This is a genomic window from Phytohabitans flavus (assembly GCF_011764545.1).
Classification (GTDB): domain Bacteria; phylum Actinomycetota; class Actinomycetes; order Mycobacteriales; family Micromonosporaceae; genus Phytohabitans; species Phytohabitans flavus.
The window spans coordinates 3,507,976-3,523,465 of record NZ_AP022870.1; the positions used below are offsets into that span (position 1 = coordinate 3,507,976).

Sequence of the window (15,490 nt, forward strand, 5' to 3'; positions counted from 1 at the left end):
AACAGCGGAGTGTCTAGGGGTAGCGGAACGTTTCCGCGAAGCCTTTCGGTGGACCGGCAGACCGGGATCCACCCCCGCGCCGCACCTCTAGGACCAGCTTTTTGATGTCCGCCACCCGTTTCTCCATTCCGCCGGCGGGCGTCACCTACCAAAGGTCGAGAGGAAGGAGGCCAGGTGGATCTGTTGGAGCACCAGGCGCAAGAACTCTTCGCCAAGCACGGCGTACCGGTCAGCCGGAGCCGCGTCGCCACCACCCCAGACGAGGCCCGGACAGCCGCCGCCGAGCTCGGCGGTCGTGTGGTGGTCAAGGCACAAGTGCGGACCGGCGGCCGGGGCAAGGCCGGCGGCGTCCGGCTGGCCGACGGCCCGGACGCGGCACGCGAGGTCGCGGCCGCGATCCTGGGCATGGACATCAAGGGACACACCGTCCGCAAGGTCCTGGTCGCCGAGGCCAGCGAGATCGTCGACGAGTACTACGTATCGCTGCTCCTCGACCGCTCCAGCCGCGCCTTCCTCGCCCTGGCCTCGGCCCAGGGCGGTGTCGACATCGAACAGGTCGCCGCCGAGACACCGGACGCGCTGGCCCGGCGCCAGGTGGACCCGGCCGGCGGAATCGGCTGGGAGAGCGCACTGCGACTGGCCACCGAGGCCGCCCTGCCGGCCGACGTTCGCGGCGACGTGGCCGACCTCCTGGTCCGCCTCTGGGCGATGTTCCGCGAGGAGGACGCCACACTCGTCGAGATCAACCCACTGGCCCGCCTCGCCGACGGCACGGTACGAGCGCTGGACGGCAAGGTGACCCTCGACGACAACGCCCGCTTCCGCCAAGCCGGACACCCACGGTTCGTCGACGTCAGCGCCACCGACCCACTCGAGGCCGCCGCCGCCGAGCGGCACCTGAACTACGTCAAGCTCGACGGCGAGGTCGGCGTGATCGGCAACGGCGCCGGGCTGGTGATGAGCACCCTCGACGTGGTGGCCCGCGCCGGCGAGCAGTACGGCGGCGTCAAACCGGCCAACTTCCTCGACATCGGCGGCGGAGCCTCGGCCGAGGTGATGGCGAACGGTCTGGAGATCATCCTCGGCGATCCCGCGGTACGCAGCGTCCTCGTCAACGTGTTCGGCGGGATCACCGCCTGCGACGCCGTCGCCAACGGCATCGTCCAGGCGGTCGGGCTGCTCACCAGCCGGGGCGAGCCGATCACCAAACCCCTGGTCGTCCGGCTGGACGGCAACAACGCGGCGGAAGGGCGGCGGATCCTCGCCCAGGCCGCGCTCGGCGGCGTACGCACCGAAGACACGATGGACGGCGCGGCTCGGCTCGCCGCCGCACTGGCCGGCAAGGGGCATGACAGCCATGGCAATCTTCCTCACCGAGAAGAGCAGGGTGCTGGTCCAGGGCATCACCGGCACCGAGGGGAGCCGCCACACCCGGCGGATGGTCGCCGCCGGCACGAACATCGTCGCCGGGGTAACGCCGGGCAAGGGCGGGCAGGACGTCGACGCGATCCCGGTCTTCGACAGCGCCGCCGAAGCGGTCCGGACCACCGGGGCCGACGTGTCGGTCGTCTTCGTGCCACCGAGGTTCGCCAAGGCCGCGGTGGTCGAGGCCATCGACGCCAAGCTGAGCCTCGTGGTCGTGCTGACCGAGGGCATCCCGGTGCACGACACCGCGACCTTCTGGGCCCACGCTCAGGCCACCGGCAACACGACCCGGATCATCGGGCCGAACTGTCCGGGCCTGATCAGCCCCGGCCAGTCCAACGCCGGCATCATCCCCGCCGACATCACCAAGCGCGGCCGGATCGGCCTGGTCAGCAAGAGCGGCACCCTGACCTACCAGATGATGTACGAGCTGCGCGACTTCGGCTTCTCCACCTGCGTCGGCATCGGCGGGGACCCGATCGTCGGGACCACCCACATCGACTGCCTCCAGGCGTTCGAGGACGACGACGAGACCGACGCGATCGTGATGATCGGCGAGATCGGCGGGGACGCGGAGGAGCGCGCGGCGGAGTACATCAAGGCCAACATCAGCAAGCCGGTCGTGGGCTACGTCGCCGGCTTCACCGCCCCGGAGGGCCGGACGATGGGCCACGCCGGCGCGATCGTCTCCGGGTCGTCCGGCACCGCGTCGGCCAAGCAGAAGGCGCTGGAGGCGGTCGGGGTCCTGGTCGGCCGGACGCCGTCGGAGACCGCGGCGCTGATGCGTGAGATGTTGCTGGCCCGCTGAATGAGCTGCCGGGTGTCCGTGCGGTAGGGCCGGGCACCCGGTACCCTCCTGGCGACTCGCATCAGCTGGGTGGTGACGGCGGTCTGTCCGGGTGTCGCTTGGCGAGGACGGCGTCCGAGATCACGATGCCGAGCAGAACGAGAGTGGGGCCGACGGCGACGGCCAATGGCGGCAGGAAGATCATCGCTGGCGAGATGCCGGCAAGCGATAGTGCCCCGATCACCCGAGAGTGGGACATCCGCCCGTATATCGCGTGCCCGAACAGGAAGCGTCCGGTCAGGTACAGGACGGGCCCGCCGATGACGGCGCTGATCCGGGCCGGATCGGTGTGCCCGAGCGGCTGCTCGATGACAAGTTCGAAGCCGGCGTCGGTGACGACGATGCCGGCCACCATGATCACGTGAGTGATCAAGGCCACGCGAGCGAGGCGGGCTGGCGTGTGAGCTGCCTGGATGGCGGCGGGCAGCAGTGCGGCGGCCTGGAAGAGATACGTCCGCCACAGCAGCACGGTGGTCACGAACGACACGAAGAACGCCGCGACGGCGCCAGGGCTTGACACGTGCGCGCCGTCGGCGACACCGCTGACCGCGATCAACTCGCCGAGGGCGATCGTGACGAACTGCCGGTAGCGCTCGCCCAGGTGCTCGGGGTCGACGGGCCACCGTGACACCAGCGCCACGCGGAAATTCCAGGGCGCGGCGAAGACCATGATAAATGCCGTGTACTCGATGGCTACCGCGAGCGCCCACAGCGCCGCACGCACGTCACCTTCCGTGAGAGTCGCCCCGACAAGCCACGGCACGGCGGATACCACGAACCACAGCAGCACCCCCAACGATCGGCGCTGGGCTTGGTGGCCGCGCAGGGCGAAAATGAGGATGAGGCCACGGCCGATATGGATCCCGACGTAGGTACCGGCGAAGGCCAACCCACCGGAGCCGAATGCGTCGGGCAGCGTGACCGCCAGCAACAGGGTGCCGAACATGGTCCCCGCGAAGATCACCTGAATCTCCGGCTGCTGCGGGTCGTACACGTGGGTGACCGGTGCCATCACGAACCAGAGCATCAGCAGTGCCAGCAGCAAGAGCAGCGCTTCGCTCGCCCGGACAGATGGCTGCTCAGACGTGATGCCTTCGAGGAGCACTCCGGAGAGCTGGGTGAGCGCGAAGACGAACACCAGGTCGAAGAAGAGCTCCAGGTAGCTGATCCCCAGCGGTCGCCCCGGTTTGCGGAACAACCTCTCTGCCCTGTGTGACGCCATAGCTCGCCCGTTTCCACCGGTACTGTCCCCTATTAGGAACTTCGTACCATGCGGCGGGTGAGCCCGCGCCGGAGCAGCTCAAATCTCGGTCTTGGTTTGGGTCCTCTCCGCGAGGCCGGAGGCTAGGCGGTGGGCGCCGGCGTAGACGTTCATCGAGGCGCCGCGCAGGAAGCCGATCAGGGTCAGCCCGGCGTCCTCGGCCAGATCCGCGGCGAGCGAGGACGGCGCCGAGACCGCCGCCAGGGCCGGGATGCCGGCCATCACCGCCTTCTGCACCAGCTCGAACGAGGCCCGCCCACTGACCATCAGGATGCTGTCGCGCAGCGGCACCCGGCTGCCGCGCAGCGCCCAGCCGACGACCTTGTCGACCGCGTTGTGCCGGCCGACGTCCTCGCGCAGGCAGCGTAACCGCCCCTCGGCCGAGAAGAGCCCAGCGGCGTGCAGGCCGCCGGTGCGGTCGAAGACCCGCTGCGCGGCCCGCAGCGTGCCGGGCAGCGAGCTGACCACGGCGGGATCGATCCGTATCGGGTCGTCCCCGACCGACCAGGCCGCCACCGTACGGACCGCGTCCAGGCTGGCTTTCCCGCACAGCCCGCACGACGAGGTGGTGTAGAAGTTGCGCTCCAGCGACGGGTCCGGCGGTGCCACGCCGGCGGCCAGCACCACGTCGACCACGTTGTAGGTGTTGGCCCCGTCCGCCGTGGCACCCGCGCAGTAGCGGATGCCGGCGATGTCCTGACCTCGGCGGACCACGCCCTCACTGACGAGGAACCCGGCCGCCAGGTCGAAGTCGCCGCCCGGGGTCCGCATTGTCACCACCAACGGACGCCCGTTGACCCGGATCTCCAACGGCTCCTCCGCCGCCAGCGTGTCGATCGGCTCAGCGGCCACGCCCTCGACGATCCGGACCACCCTGCGCCGACTCGTCACCCGTCCCATCTACATGGCCTCCCGCGTTTTCAGGACCGGTCCGCGACCGGTGAGGGCAGTCGAACCATCGCCAGGCCCGGCTGGCGCATCCAGCGGGTCAGCGCCGCACCGAGCAGGCCGAGACACCCGGCGACCACGAACGGTCCGGCGGAATCCGGGGTCGCCACGACGAGCCCGGCCAGCAGGACCCCGCCCAGCCCGCCGACCGCCTTGCCGGAGTAGACGATCCCGTAGTTGACCACCGTCGCGTCGTCCCCGAACCAGTCGCGTACCAGGCTGACCAGCAGCGAGTAGCCGGCGCCGGTGCCCGCGCCGGCCAGCGCGGCGAAAGCCGCCAGGGCCACCGGGTGGTTGCCGTTCGTCGCCGCGGCGAGCAGGCCGAACTGGGCCACGCCGCCGACCAGCAGGGAAAGGCCGAAGGTGCCGCGCCGGCCGATCCGGTCGGCGAGCGAACTCGTCACCGCCCGCCCGGCGCCGTTGGCCGCCCCCAGCACGCCCAGCGCGGCGACCAGGGTCAGCGGCGGCAGGTCCTGGGTGTACGCGGCGCCGGCGAGATAGGCGATGTCGAACAGCGCCATGGCCGCGCTGAGCACCACGACGACGAACATCATCGGCAGCATGCCGCTGCGGACCGCCGCACCCGGCGGGAAGGGCCGGGCGGCCGGGCGGTTGTGCGGGATGCTCCGGTTGAGCCGCCGGTCGACCGCCCATCGCCGCGGGTCGACCCGCTCCGGCCACCAGTTCTTCGGCGGCTTGCGCATCAGCAGGCCGCAGAGCGCCACGACGCCCGCCACGACCAGGGCCGTGCCGTCCAACAGGACCGTACGGTTCGACGGGGCCAGCACGTAGCCGGCGAGGACGACGAACGGGATCCCGCCGTACCCGAAGGCGGCACCCACGACGGCGACGCGGCCGGCGATCCGCTCGGGGAACCACTCGGTGACGGTGGCGACGCACGTCATGTAGACAAGGCCCGCTCCGATGCCGCCGAGGACCGAGTACCCCAACAGCACGACCCCCAGGTCGCCGCTGTGCGCCAGGGTGACGAGGGCGGTCAGGCAGCAGGCCGCCCCGGCGAGCATCGGGACGGCGAGCCGTTGCCGCTGGCGCCGGTACAGCCACGCGCCCAGGGGCGAGCTGGCCGCCTGGCAGACGACCCACAGCCCGAGTACGGCGAAGGCCTGCCACAGGCTCCAGCCATTGGCCCGGGCCAGGGTGGGCAGGGCGGCGCCGAACCCGTACTGGAACAGGCTGATCGCCAACATCGCGGCCCAGGGCAGCGCCACCATCCACGAGCGGGATCGGCCCAACAGGGCGCGGTCGCTCTCGCCGACCCGGTAGCGTCGGCCGTAGAGGTCGGTGACCTCTTGTGCGCTCGGTAAGGTGCTGGAGTCCGGCATCTGGTGCCTCCGACCGTCCATTGCATACAGTATGTCGTGTGCACCATTCTCTACCACGGAATGCGAGACTGTCCATATCGAGGTGCGGAGTAGGGGTGGCGCGATGGACGGCACAGATTGGCAGCAGGCCCGGCAGTTCGCCCGTATCGCGGGCCACCCCCTCGGCCCGACGGCGGTGCCGCTGACCGCGGCGATCGGCGCTGCGCTCGCGACGCCGCTGGTCGCGCTCTCCCCCCTGCCGGCCTACGACGCCGCGGCTATGGACGGGTACGCCATCGCGGGCCAGGGCCCATGGCGGATCGTCGGACGGGTGCTGGCCGGTGACCCCGAGCCGCCGCACGCGTTGCCGGGCGGGTGCGCGCTGGAGATCGGCACCGGCGCCGTGGTGCCGGCCGGCGCAGACTCGGTCCTGCCGTACGAGCGGGCAACCCGCCAGGGCCGGATGGTGTCCGGCGAGATCGAGTCCGGGCGGCACGTGCGGCGCCGCGGTGAAGACTGCGCGGCCGGTACGGAGGTGCTGCCGGCGGGCACGGTCGTCACCCCCGCGGTGCTCGGCCTGGCGGCGAGCCTCGGGCACGACTCGCTGGCGGTGCACCGGCGCCCCCTGGTCGGCGTCGTCATCACCGGGGCCGAGCTGCGCAACACCGGACTGCCGGCACCGGGTCAGGTCCGGGACGCCATCGGGCCGATGCTGCCCGGCCTCATCCGGGCCGCTGGCGGCGACCTGGCCTGGACCGTCCAGATCGCCGACGATCGGTCCACATTGGTCGACGCGCTGCGGCGTCACGACAGCGACGTGCTCGTGGTCTGCGGGGCGACCTCGGCCGGCGCCGGCGACCACCTGCGCGGCGCGCTGGAGGCACTGGACGCTCGGGTGATGGTGCGTGGCGTGGCGTGCCGTCCCGGCCATCCGCAACTGCTCGCCCGACTGCCAGGTGGCCGGTTCGTCGTCGGGCTTCCCGGCAACCCGTTCGCGGCGCTTGTCGCCACACTGACGCTGCTGGCACCGCTGCTCGGCCGGCTGGCCGGTCGCGCCGCACCCGCGGCGGTCACCGCCCCGCTGGCCGGCCCGGTGGCGACGCACAGCCGGCTCACCCGGCTGGTGCCAGTGGTGCGGATCGGCTCGGCGGTGCTTCCGGTAGGGCACGATCGACCCGGCTCACTGTGGGGAGCAGCGAGCGCGGACGCACTCGCCGTCGTCCCGCCAGGTTGGGACGGCGCCGAGGTCGAGCTACTACCACTGTCCTCTGTGGAGTCGCTAACCCCGGCAACCGCCCTGGCCGCCGCCTAGGGCCGGCCTCGGCGCCATGTCGCGCATAAAGATCCAAACCCAAAGACATTGGGCTACCGCGATGCCCGCCGTGGTCCAGACCGTCGCTCCCGCGGCCTCACCCTTCGCGATTGGCCAAGCTCACCCCCGGGCCGTGGTCGACCGACCCCGACCTTCGCCGCCAGGCCCGCGCTCCAAGCCCACCTTGACCGAGCTCGGCGGTCACGACCTTCGCCGCCGGGCCCGCGCTCCAAGCCCCACCTTGACCGAGCTCGGCGGTCACGACCTTCGCCGCCGGGCCCGCGCTCCAAGCCCCACCTTGACCAGGCTCGGCGGTTGGGCGGAGGTCCATTCAGGACAGAGACGCGCCCAAAGGCGCGCTCGGTTTACCTTGATCGACGCTACGACGGGCCGCCGTCCGGCAGATCGTGGTACTTGGCTGCCGCTGGAGCGGCAGTTAAATACCACGATCTCTCGCTCACACCAACGCCACCGCGCCGATCAAGGAGACGGGTCTGCGCGGTCGCTGCGGGACCAGCAACATCCAGGGCCAGTGGGCCTACCTGGCGGCAAGGTCGCCCTTGATCGCCGGCGCGGCCACTCTAGGAGCTTTCGGCGTCGGGGTGGGGGTCGGTCGAGGGCCGGAGGCCCCAGATTCGCGTTGACGGGATCTACCCTCCATACGAAGACGCCGATCAAGGCCGACGGCCGTGGATTTCCTTGATCGGCGTAAGCGGCACGGTGTCGCGCTGCGATTGTGGCGAGAAATTTCCCCTGGAGGGGCAATCTCTCACCACGGACGAGCAGAGCGCCCATCGATCAAGGTCACGCCCCCTTCTCGGCAGTGCCGGCCATCCGCGACCGATCGCCCGGAGCGGCGCGATGGGATCGCAGCACGCGGCGATCAAGCGGGAAGCAAGCGGTCAAGATTCGCGGCGCCCGGCATGATCAACATCAGTTGTGAAGACTCGATCGCGATCCTGCGGGCACCATTGTGGACGGATCCAACTACCGCGCGGGGAGTCCACTCAGGACAGACGTGCGCCCAAAGGGCGCCCGGTTTGCCTTGACCGGTGCTACAGCTGGAAGCCGTCTGGCAGATCGTGGTACCGAGCGGCCCCTCTGGGGCAGTTAAATACCACGATCTCTCGCCTACACCCCACCCCCACCGCGCCGATCAAGGAGACGGGTCTGCGCGGTCGCCGCAGGACCAGCACCACCCCAGGACCAAAGGGGCCGCCCAGCGGCAAGGTCGCCGCTGGTCGTTGGCGCGGCCACTCTAGGGAAGCAAAGGCGCCTGCCCACCCACCTCCTACTCCTCGTCCGACGACGATCCCGGGACGGGACGGGACGGGCCGGGACGGGCCGGGCCGGGACGGGCCGGGGTTGGGGTTGGGTTGGGCTTGGACCGCGGACGTGGCAGCGTAGGTCGGGGGTTTCGGCGAGCGCCAGCGAGCCGCCGACCTGCGCGGTGCCCGCGGGAGCATACGGTCCGCAGGTGACGCGGACCGGGGAAAATCGAAATTGGCCTCGACCCTGAAGGTCTCTAGGCGGCGGTGCGGCCGGAGAGCTGCTCGACCAGCTTGAGCAGTGCGGTGTGGTCTAGGCTGCCGTCACCCTGCGCCTTGAGCGCGGCGATCAGCTGGGCGACCGCGGCACCGAGCGGGATGACCACGCCGGCCTCCCGGGCCGCCGAGGTGACGATGCCCATGTCCTTGTGGTGCAGGTCGATCCGGAAGCCTGGCTCGAACTGCCGGGCCAGCATCCCCTCCGCCTTGCGTTCCAGGATGCGGTTGCCCGCGAGGCCGCCGGCCAGCACCCGGACCGCGGCCTGGGTGTTCACCCCGTACGCCTCGAGGAAGACGATCGCCTCGGCGACGAGCTCGATGGTCCCGGCCACGATGAGCTGGTTGGCCGCCTTGACCGTCTGCCCGGCGCCGTGCGGTCCCACGTACACGACCGTCCCGCCGAGCACGTCCAGAAGCGGGCGGGCCGCCGCGTAGTCGGCCGCCAGGCCACCGACCATGATGGACAGGCTGCCCTCGACCGCCCCCGCCTCGCCGCCGCTGACCGGCGCGTCCAGCACCCGTACCCCGTAGGTCTTGCCCTCCTCGGCGACCTGCCGCGCGGTCTGCGGCGAGATGCTGGTCATGTCGATGTAGAGCAGCCCGCTGCGGGCGTTGGCCAGGATGCCCTGCTCCCCCAGTGCGACTGCCTCCACGTCCGCGGAGTCCCGCACCATCGTGATGACGATGTCCGATCCTCGCACCAGCTCGACGACCCCGGCGGCGGAGTGGCCGCCGACCCGGGCCAGCGCCTCGGTCCGTTCCGGGCTGTAGTCGTAGCCGATGACGTCGTACCCGCCCCTGATGAGGTTGACGGCCATAGGGCGGCCCATGATGCCGAGGCCGATGAAACCGACGGTGGTCATGTCAGCGATCTCCTTCGTTGGTCAGGCCGGCCCCGCTCCGGCGCTCCCGGGGCAGCCATTCGAAGCTGTGCTCGCTCGGCCCGCTCGGCGCGTACTCCAGCCCCACCCAGCCGCTGTACCCGGCCCACTCGAGCCGGGCGAGGTGGCCGTCGAGGCCGATCTCGCCGGTGCCCGGCTGGTGGCGGCCGGGCGCGTCGGCGATCTGGACGTGCCCGATCCGGCCGCTGTGCTCGGCGACCACCTTGGTCAGGTCGTCGCCGTTGACGGTGAGGTGGTAGAGGTCGGCGAGGAAGGCAAGGTTGGTAATCCCCCGCTCGGCCCGCATCAGGTCGAGCACGGCGATCACGTCCGTCGAGGTGCGCAGCGGGTACGGCTGCGGCCCGCTCACCGCTTCCACGAGCACGGTGCCGCCGATCCGGCCCACCCCGACGGCCGCCGCGGCGAGGTTTTCCACCGCCACCTCGTCCTGGTCGGTCGGGTCGACACCGGGGAGCCGGTTGCCGTAGAGGGCGTTGAAGGAACGGCAGCCGGTGGCGGCACCGATCGCGGCCACAAGTGCCACGTTTTCCCGAAACTCCGCGGCGCGGGCCGGCAGGGACACCAGGCCCCGGTCGCCGCCGGGCATGTCTCCGGCGAAGAAGTTGAGGCCGACGAGCTGGACGCCGGCGTCCCGGATGGCGGAGATGAACGCGTCGACCTCGACCTCGGATGGCACCGCCTCGGCGAACGGCCACCAGAACTCGACGGCGTCGAACCCGGCCGCCTTCGCCGCGGCGGGACGCTGCAGCAGCGGCAGCTCGGTGAAGAGGATCGAGCAGTTCACGTCGAAGCGGAGGCGGTGTGTGGGCACTAGCCCTCCCTACCGGGTCGTCACCTGTCCAGCAGCCGGGCGGCGGCCAGTGCCAGCGGATCGAGCTCCCCCGGCTCGGTCTCGACCCGCCGGAGCAGCTCGGACCGCATTCGAGGGTCCCAGAACGTACGGATGTGTGCGGCGATCGCCTCCGCCGCGTCGTCGAACGCCCAGTGGTGGAACTGGACCGCGATCTCGTTGACCAGCCGGACCTGGGGCGACTGCATCCTCAGTCCACCGTCGCCGGTACCCGCAGCTCCTCGGCGGCCCTCTCGACCGGGGCGACCGAGTGCTTCAGGCCGACCTGGACCGCGGTCACCTTGTACTCCGGGCAGTTGGTCGCCCAGTCGGAGTTTTCGGTGGTGACCACGTTCGCCCCGGTGACCGGGTGGTGGAAGGTCGTGTAGACCACCCCGACCGGCATCCGGTCGGACAGCACCGCTCGCAGCGAGGTCGCACCGACCCGGCTGGACAGGGTGACCTCGTCGCCGTCGCCGATGCCGCGGACCTCCGCGTCGTGCGGGTGGATCTCGAGCACGTCCTCCGGATGCCAGGCCACGTTTTGGGTGCGCCGGGTCTGCGCCCCGACGTTGTACTGGCTGAGGATCCGCCCGGTCGTCAGGATCAGCGGGAACTTGCGGGTACTGCGCTCCCGCGTCGGGACGAACGGCGTCTGCACGAACCGGCCCTTACCCCGCACGAAGCCGTCCATGTGCATGATCGGCGTACCCTCGGGCGCCTTCTCGTCGCAGGGCCACTGCACGCTGCCGAGCTTGTCGAGCTTTTCGAAGGAGACACCGGAGAACGTCGGGGTGAGCGCGGCGATCTCGGCCATGATCTCGCGCGGGTGGTCGTACCGCATGGGGTAGCCCATCGCCTGCGCGATCTCCGCCACGATCTCCCACTCGTGCTTGCCGGTCTTGGGCGCCATCACCGGCCGGACCCGGTTGATCCGGCGCTCCGCGTTGGTGAACGTGCCGTCCTTTTCCAGGAACGAGGTGCCCGGCAGGAAGACGTGGGCGAACTTGGCCGTCTCGTTGAGGAACAGGTCCTGCACCACGACGAGCTCCATCGCCCGCAGCGCCGCGGTGACGTGCTTGGTGTTGGGGTCGGACTGGGCGATGTCCTCGCCTTGCACGAAGATCGCCCGGAAGCTGCCCTCGATGGCGGCGTCGAACATGTTCGGGATCCGCAGCCCCGGCTCGGGCAGCAGGCTGCTCCCCCACATGTCCTCGAAGACCGCGCGTACGGCGTCGTCGGAAACGTGCCGGTAGCCGGGCAGCTCGTGCGGGAACGAGCCCATGTCGCAGGAGCCCTGCACGTTGTTCTGGCCGCGCAGCGGGTTGACGCCGACGCCCTCCCGGCCGATGTTGCCGGTGGCCATGGCGAGGTTCGCCATCCCCATCACCATCGTCGAGCCCTGGCTGTGCTCGGTGACGCCGAGGCCGTAGTAGATCGCGCCGTTGCCCCCGGTCGCGTACAGCCGGGCCGCCGCGCGCAGCTCCTCGGCCGGCACCCCGGTGAGCTCCTCGACCGCCTCCGGGCTGTTTTCGGGGCGGGCGATGAACTCCGCCCATCCGTCGAAGTCCTCGCAGCGTTGCGCCACGAACTCCTGGTCGACAAGGCCTTCGGTGAGCACGACGTGGGCCATCGCGTTGACCACGGCGACGTTGGTGCCGGGCGCGAGCTGAAGGTGGTGTGCCGCCTGGATGTGCGGCGAACGGACCAGGTCGATCCGGCGCGGGTCGACCACGATCAGACGCGCGCCCTCGCGGAGCCGGCGCTTCATCCGGGAGGCGAAGACCGGGTGTCCGTCGGTGGGGTTCGCGCCGATCACCATGATGACGTCGGCCTTGGCGACCGAGCGGAAGTCCTGCGTGCCGGCCGAGGTGCCGAAGGTCTGCTTCAGGCCGTAGCCGGTCGGCGAGTGGCAGACCCGGGCGCAGGTGTCCACGTTGTTGTTGCCGAACGCGGCGCGGATCATCTTCTGCACCACGTACACCTCTTCGTTCGTCGTACGCGAGGAGGTGATGCCGCCGATCGCACCCGTGCCGTGCCGGGCCTGGATGCCGCGCAGCCGGGTGGCGGTGTACGAGATCGCGGTGTCCCAGTCGACCACCCGCCACTCGTCGCTGATCGACTCCCGGACCATCGGGGTGAGCACCCGGTCGGGGTGGGTGGCGTAGCCGAACGCGAACCGGCCCTTGACGCAGGAGTGTCCCTCGTTGGCCCCGCCGTCCTTGTGGGGCACCATCCGGACCAGCTCGGTGCCGCGCAGCTCGGCCTTGAAGGAACAGCCGACCCCGCAGTACGCGCAGGTGGTGATCACGCTGCGGCTGGGCATGCCGAGCTGGATCACCGACTTCTCCTGCAACGTCGCGGTCGGGCAGGCCTGCACGCAGGCGCCGCAGGAGACACACTCGGAGTCCATGAAGGACTTGCCGCCGGCGGAGACCTTGGATTCGAACCCACGTCCCTCGATGGTCAGCGCGAACGTGCCCTGGACTTCGCCGCAGGCCCGTACGCAGCGGGAGCAGGCGATGCACTTGGACGCCTCGAAGTCGAAGTAGGGGTTGCTGGAGTCGGTCTTCTCGGCAAGGTGGTTGGCGCCGTCGTAGCCGTACCGCACCTGCCGCAGGCCGACCTCGCCGGACATGTCCTGAAGCTCGCAGTCGCCGTTGGCGGAGCAGGTGAGGCAGTCCAGCGGATGGTCGGAGATGTACAGCTCCATCACGCCCTGGCGGAGCTTCTCCAGCTTGGGCGTCTGGGTCCGCACCTTCATGCCCTCGGCGACCGGTGTGGTGCACGAGGCCGGGGTGCCCCGCCGGCCGTCGATCTCGACAAGGCAGAGCCGGCAGGAGCCGAACGCCTCCAAGCTGTCGGTGGCGCACAGCTTGGGGACGTCGATCCCGCTCAGCGCGGCGGCACGCATCACCGACGTGCCCTCGGGAACGGTCACCGGCATGCCGTCGACCTCGACCGAGACGGTCGCCGGGCCGGGCTTCGCCGGGGTGCCTAGGTCGTGTTCCTTCAGCAGGCTCATTGTCTCGCCTCCTAGTGGCGGGCGGTGAAGTCGTCGGGGAAGTGCAGCAGGGCGCTGCGTACCGGCATCGGCGTCAGCCCGCCCATCGCGCACAGCGACCCGTCGGTCATCAGCTCACACAGGTCGCCCAGCAGGGCCAGGTTTCCGTCGGGGTCCTCGCCCGCGACGATGCGGTCGATCACCTCCACGCCACGTACCGCGCCGACCCGGCAGGGCGTGCACTTGCCGCAGGACTCCTCGGCGCAGAACTCCATCGCGAACCGCGCCATCGCCGCCATGTCGACCGTGTCGTCGAAAACCACGATGCCGCCGTGGCCGAGCATCGCGCCGGCCGAGGCGAACGCCTCGTACTCAAGGGGTAGGTCCAAACCGGACTCCGGCACGTAGGCGCCGAGTGGACCGCCGACCTGCACCGCGCGGATCGGCCGCCCGGTGCGGGTGGCGCCGCCGTACCGCTCGACGAGGTCGCGCAGCGACAGGCCGAACGCGGTCTCGAAGACGCCACCGCGGGCGATGTTGCCGGCCAGCTGGAACACCTGGGTGCCGCGCGAGCGCTCGACACCCAGCGCCTGGTAGGCCGGGGCGCCGTCGGCGAGGATCGCCGGGACCGAGGCCAGCGTGAGCACGTTGTTGACCACGGTCGGCTTGCCGAACAGGCCGGTGATCGCCGGAATCGGGGGCTTGGCCCGGACCATGCCGCGCTTGCCCTCCAGGCTTTCCAGCATCGCGGTCTCTTCGCCGCAGATGTACGCACCGGCGCCGACCCGCACGTGCAGGTCGAACCGGACGCCGGAGCCGAGCACGTCCCCGCCGAGCCAGCCCTGGGCGCGCGCGATCTCGATGGCCTTGCGCATCGTGCGGACCGCGTCCGGGTACTCCGAGCGGATGTAGATGTAGCCCTCCTGGGCTCCCACCGCATACCCGGCGATAGTCATCCCCTCGACCAGGGTGAACGGGTCGCCCTCCATCAGCATGCGGTCGGCGAACGTCCCGCTGTCACCCTCGTCGGCGTTGCAGCACACGAACTTGTCCGGGCCGGGCGTGTCGGCGACGGTCTTCCACTTGATCCCGGCCGGGAAGCCCGCGCCGCCCCGGCCGCGCAGCCCGGACTCGGTGACCTCGGCCACCACGTCCCCGCCGGAGCGCGCCAGCGCCCGGCGCAGGCCGGCCATGCCGCCGTGGGCGAGATAGTCCTCGGGCGACAGCGGGTCGGTGATGCCGACGCGGGCGAAGCAGATCCGGGTCTGGTCGGCCAGCCACGGCAGCTGATCCACCACGCCCTGGCACAGCTCGTGGTCGGCGCCGTCGAGCAGCCCGGCCGCCACCAGGTCGCCGACCCGCTCCGGCTCGACCGGTCCGTATCCGATCCGGCCCCGGTCGGTGACCACCTCCACCAGCGGCTCGAGCCAGAGCATGCCGCGCGAACCGTTGCGGACCACGCGGATCGGCCGGCCGGCCGCCTCCAGCTCTGCGGCGACAAGGTCCGCGCCGACCGAGAGCGCGGCGGAGTCGCACGGCACGTAGACCGTTACCGGGGCGGTCATGCCATCCTCGCTTCCGCGGCCAGGAGTGCGTCCAGCCGGCTGGGGCTGAGCCGTCCCACCACCCGCTCGTCGATCTGCGCGGCCGGACCGAGTGCGCAGTTGCCGAGGCAGAAGACCTGCTCCAGCGTGACCGAACCGTCCGGCGTGGTCTGCCCGAGCTTGATCCCCAGCGCCTGCTCGGCGTGCGCGACAAGCTGCTCCGCGCCCACGGACTGGCATGCCTCGGCCCGGCAGAGCTTCACCACGACGCGGCCGGCGGGCTCGGACCGGAAGTCGGTGTAGAAGGTGATGACGCCGTGCACGTCGGCCCGCGAGAGGTTCAACTCGGCCGCGAGCACGGGCACGACCTCCTGGTCGACGTAGCCGAACTCGGCCTGGATCCGGTGCAGGATCGGCAACAAGGCCCCTCGGTCACCACGGTGGGCCGCGACCAGCGCGCGCACCCGATCCGTCATCGAGGTATTGGGACCGCCCACGACAACCACCTCCCATCGCGCCGCCCCAGCGATCCTCACCATACGACATCCT

General features: G+C 70.8%; 11 protein-coding genes and 1 pseudogene. 3 read left to right on the top strand and 9 right to left on the bottom strand.

Annotated features, from left to right (window positions below):
- Positions 1-174 precede the first annotated feature (174 nt).
- Both sucC and sucD read left to right on the top strand, forming a co-directional pair.
- Positions 175-1,347 (top strand): annotated as a pseudogene (sucC, locus tag Pflav_RS15320) (ADP-forming succinate--CoA ligase subunit beta); the annotation flags it as partial.
- 10 nt (positions 1,348-1,357) lie between these two features.
- Complete coding sequence (sucD, locus tag Pflav_RS15325) at positions 1,358-2,233, top strand: succinate--CoA ligase subunit alpha (RefSeq protein ID WP_173036776.1); 876 nt, start codon at positions 1,358-1,360, stop codon at positions 2,231-2,233.
- A 61-nt stretch (positions 2,234-2,294) separates the two neighbouring features.
- On the opposite strand, the gene Pflav_RS15330 is transcribed toward sucD, so the two are convergent.
- The 3 genes from Pflav_RS15330 to Pflav_RS15340 form a co-directional block, all read right to left on the bottom strand.
- A complete protein-coding gene (locus Pflav_RS15330; protein WP_232071442.1) occupies positions 2,295-3,470 on the bottom strand; it encodes a low temperature requirement protein A in 1,176 nt (391 codons plus the stop codon).
- Positions 3,471-3,572: 102 nt separating this feature from the next.
- Positions 3,573-4,433 (bottom strand): formate dehydrogenase accessory sulfurtransferase FdhD, encoded by an 861-nt coding sequence (gene fdhD, locus Pflav_RS15335; RefSeq protein WP_173036778.1) that lies wholly within the window; start codon positions 4,431-4,433, stop codon positions 3,573-3,575.
- 20 nt (positions 4,434-4,453) lie between these two features.
- Positions 4,454-5,845 carry an MFS transporter gene (locus tag Pflav_RS15340; protein ID WP_197938568.1) on the bottom strand — a complete coding sequence of 464 codons (1,392 nt, stop codon included), beginning with the start codon at positions 5,843-5,845 and terminating at the stop codon, positions 4,454-4,456.
- Positions 5,846-5,927: 82 nt separating this feature from the next.
- Here Pflav_RS15340 and Pflav_RS15345 point away from each other — a divergent pair, with 82 nt between their 5' ends.
- Positions 5,928-7,115, top strand: coding sequence for a molybdopterin molybdotransferase MoeA (locus Pflav_RS15345; RefSeq protein ID WP_173036779.1), 1,188 nt, complete (start codon positions 5,928-5,930; stop codon positions 7,113-7,115).
- Positions 7,116-8,640: 1,525 nt separating this feature from the next.
- Here the strand turns inward: Pflav_RS15345 and Pflav_RS15350 are convergent.
- From Pflav_RS15350 to Pflav_RS15375, 6 genes are read right to left on the bottom strand one after another with little or no spacing between them, the layout of a single operon-like run.
- Positions 8,641-9,525 carry a 2-hydroxy-3-oxopropionate reductase gene (locus Pflav_RS15350; RefSeq protein ID WP_173036780.1) on the bottom strand — a complete coding sequence of 295 codons (885 nt, stop codon included), beginning with the start codon at positions 9,523-9,525 and terminating at the stop codon, positions 8,641-8,643.
- A gap of 1 nt (position 9,526) precedes the next feature.
- A complete protein-coding gene (locus Pflav_RS15355; protein ID WP_173036781.1) occupies positions 9,527-10,375 on the bottom strand; it encodes a hydroxypyruvate isomerase family protein in 849 nt (282 codons plus the stop codon).
- A gap of 20 nt (positions 10,376-10,395) precedes the next feature.
- Positions 10,396-10,602, bottom strand: a complete 207-nt coding sequence (locus Pflav_RS15360; protein ID WP_173036782.1) for a formate dehydrogenase subunit delta — start codon at positions 10,600-10,602, stop codon at positions 10,396-10,398.
- A gap of 2 nt (positions 10,603-10,604) precedes the next feature.
- Complete coding sequence (gene fdhF / locus Pflav_RS15365; protein WP_173036783.1) at positions 10,605-13,418, bottom strand: formate dehydrogenase subunit alpha; 2,814 nt, start codon at positions 13,416-13,418, stop codon at positions 10,605-10,607.
- 11 nt (positions 13,419-13,429) lie between these two features.
- Entirely contained in the window at positions 13,430-14,962 is a 1,533-nt protein-coding gene (locus tag Pflav_RS15370) for a formate dehydrogenase beta subunit (RefSeq protein ID WP_173036784.1), read from the bottom strand.
- A complete protein-coding gene (locus tag Pflav_RS15375) occupies positions 14,959-15,417 on the bottom strand; it encodes a formate dehydrogenase subunit gamma (protein ID WP_197938569.1) in 459 nt (152 codons plus the stop codon). The genes Pflav_RS15370 and Pflav_RS15375 overlap by 4 nt, the downstream gene beginning before the upstream one ends.
- Positions 15,418-15,490 lie beyond the last annotated feature (73 nt).

Bases quoted from the DNA above. Each gene is read 5' to 3' on its own strand.
- Pflav_RS15360 (WP_173036782.1), bottom strand. From the start codon at position 10,602: ATGCAGTCGCCCCAGGTCCGGCTGGTCAACGAGATCGCGGTCCAGTTC.
- Pflav_RS15370 (WP_173036784.1), bottom strand. From the start codon at position 14,962: ATGACCGCCCCGGTAACGGTCTACGTGCCGTGCGACTCCGCCGCGCTC.
- fdhF (WP_173036783.1), bottom strand. From the start codon at position 13,418: ATGAGCCTGCTGAAGGAACACGACCTAGGCACCCCGGCGAAGCCCGGC.
- sucD (WP_173036776.1), top strand. From the start codon at position 1,358: ATGGCAATCTTCCTCACCGAGAAGAGCAGGGTGCTGGTCCAGGGCATC.
- Pflav_RS15350 (WP_173036780.1), bottom strand. From the start codon at position 9,525: ATGACCACCGTCGGTTTCATCGGCCTCGGCATCATGGGCCGCCCTATG.
- Pflav_RS15340 (WP_197938568.1), bottom strand. From the start codon at position 5,845: ATGGACGGTCGGAGGCACCAGATGCCGGACTCCAGCACCTTACCGAGC.
- Pflav_RS15375 (WP_197938569.1), bottom strand. From the start codon at position 15,417: ATGACGGATCGGGTGCGCGCGCTGGTCGCGGCCCACCGTGGTGACCGA.
- Pflav_RS15345 (WP_173036779.1), top strand. From the start codon at position 5,928: ATGGACGGCACAGATTGGCAGCAGGCCCGGCAGTTCGCCCGTATCGCG.
- fdhD (WP_173036778.1), bottom strand. From the start codon at position 4,433: ATGGGACGGGTGACGAGTCGGCGCAGGGTGGTCCGGATCGTCGAGGGC.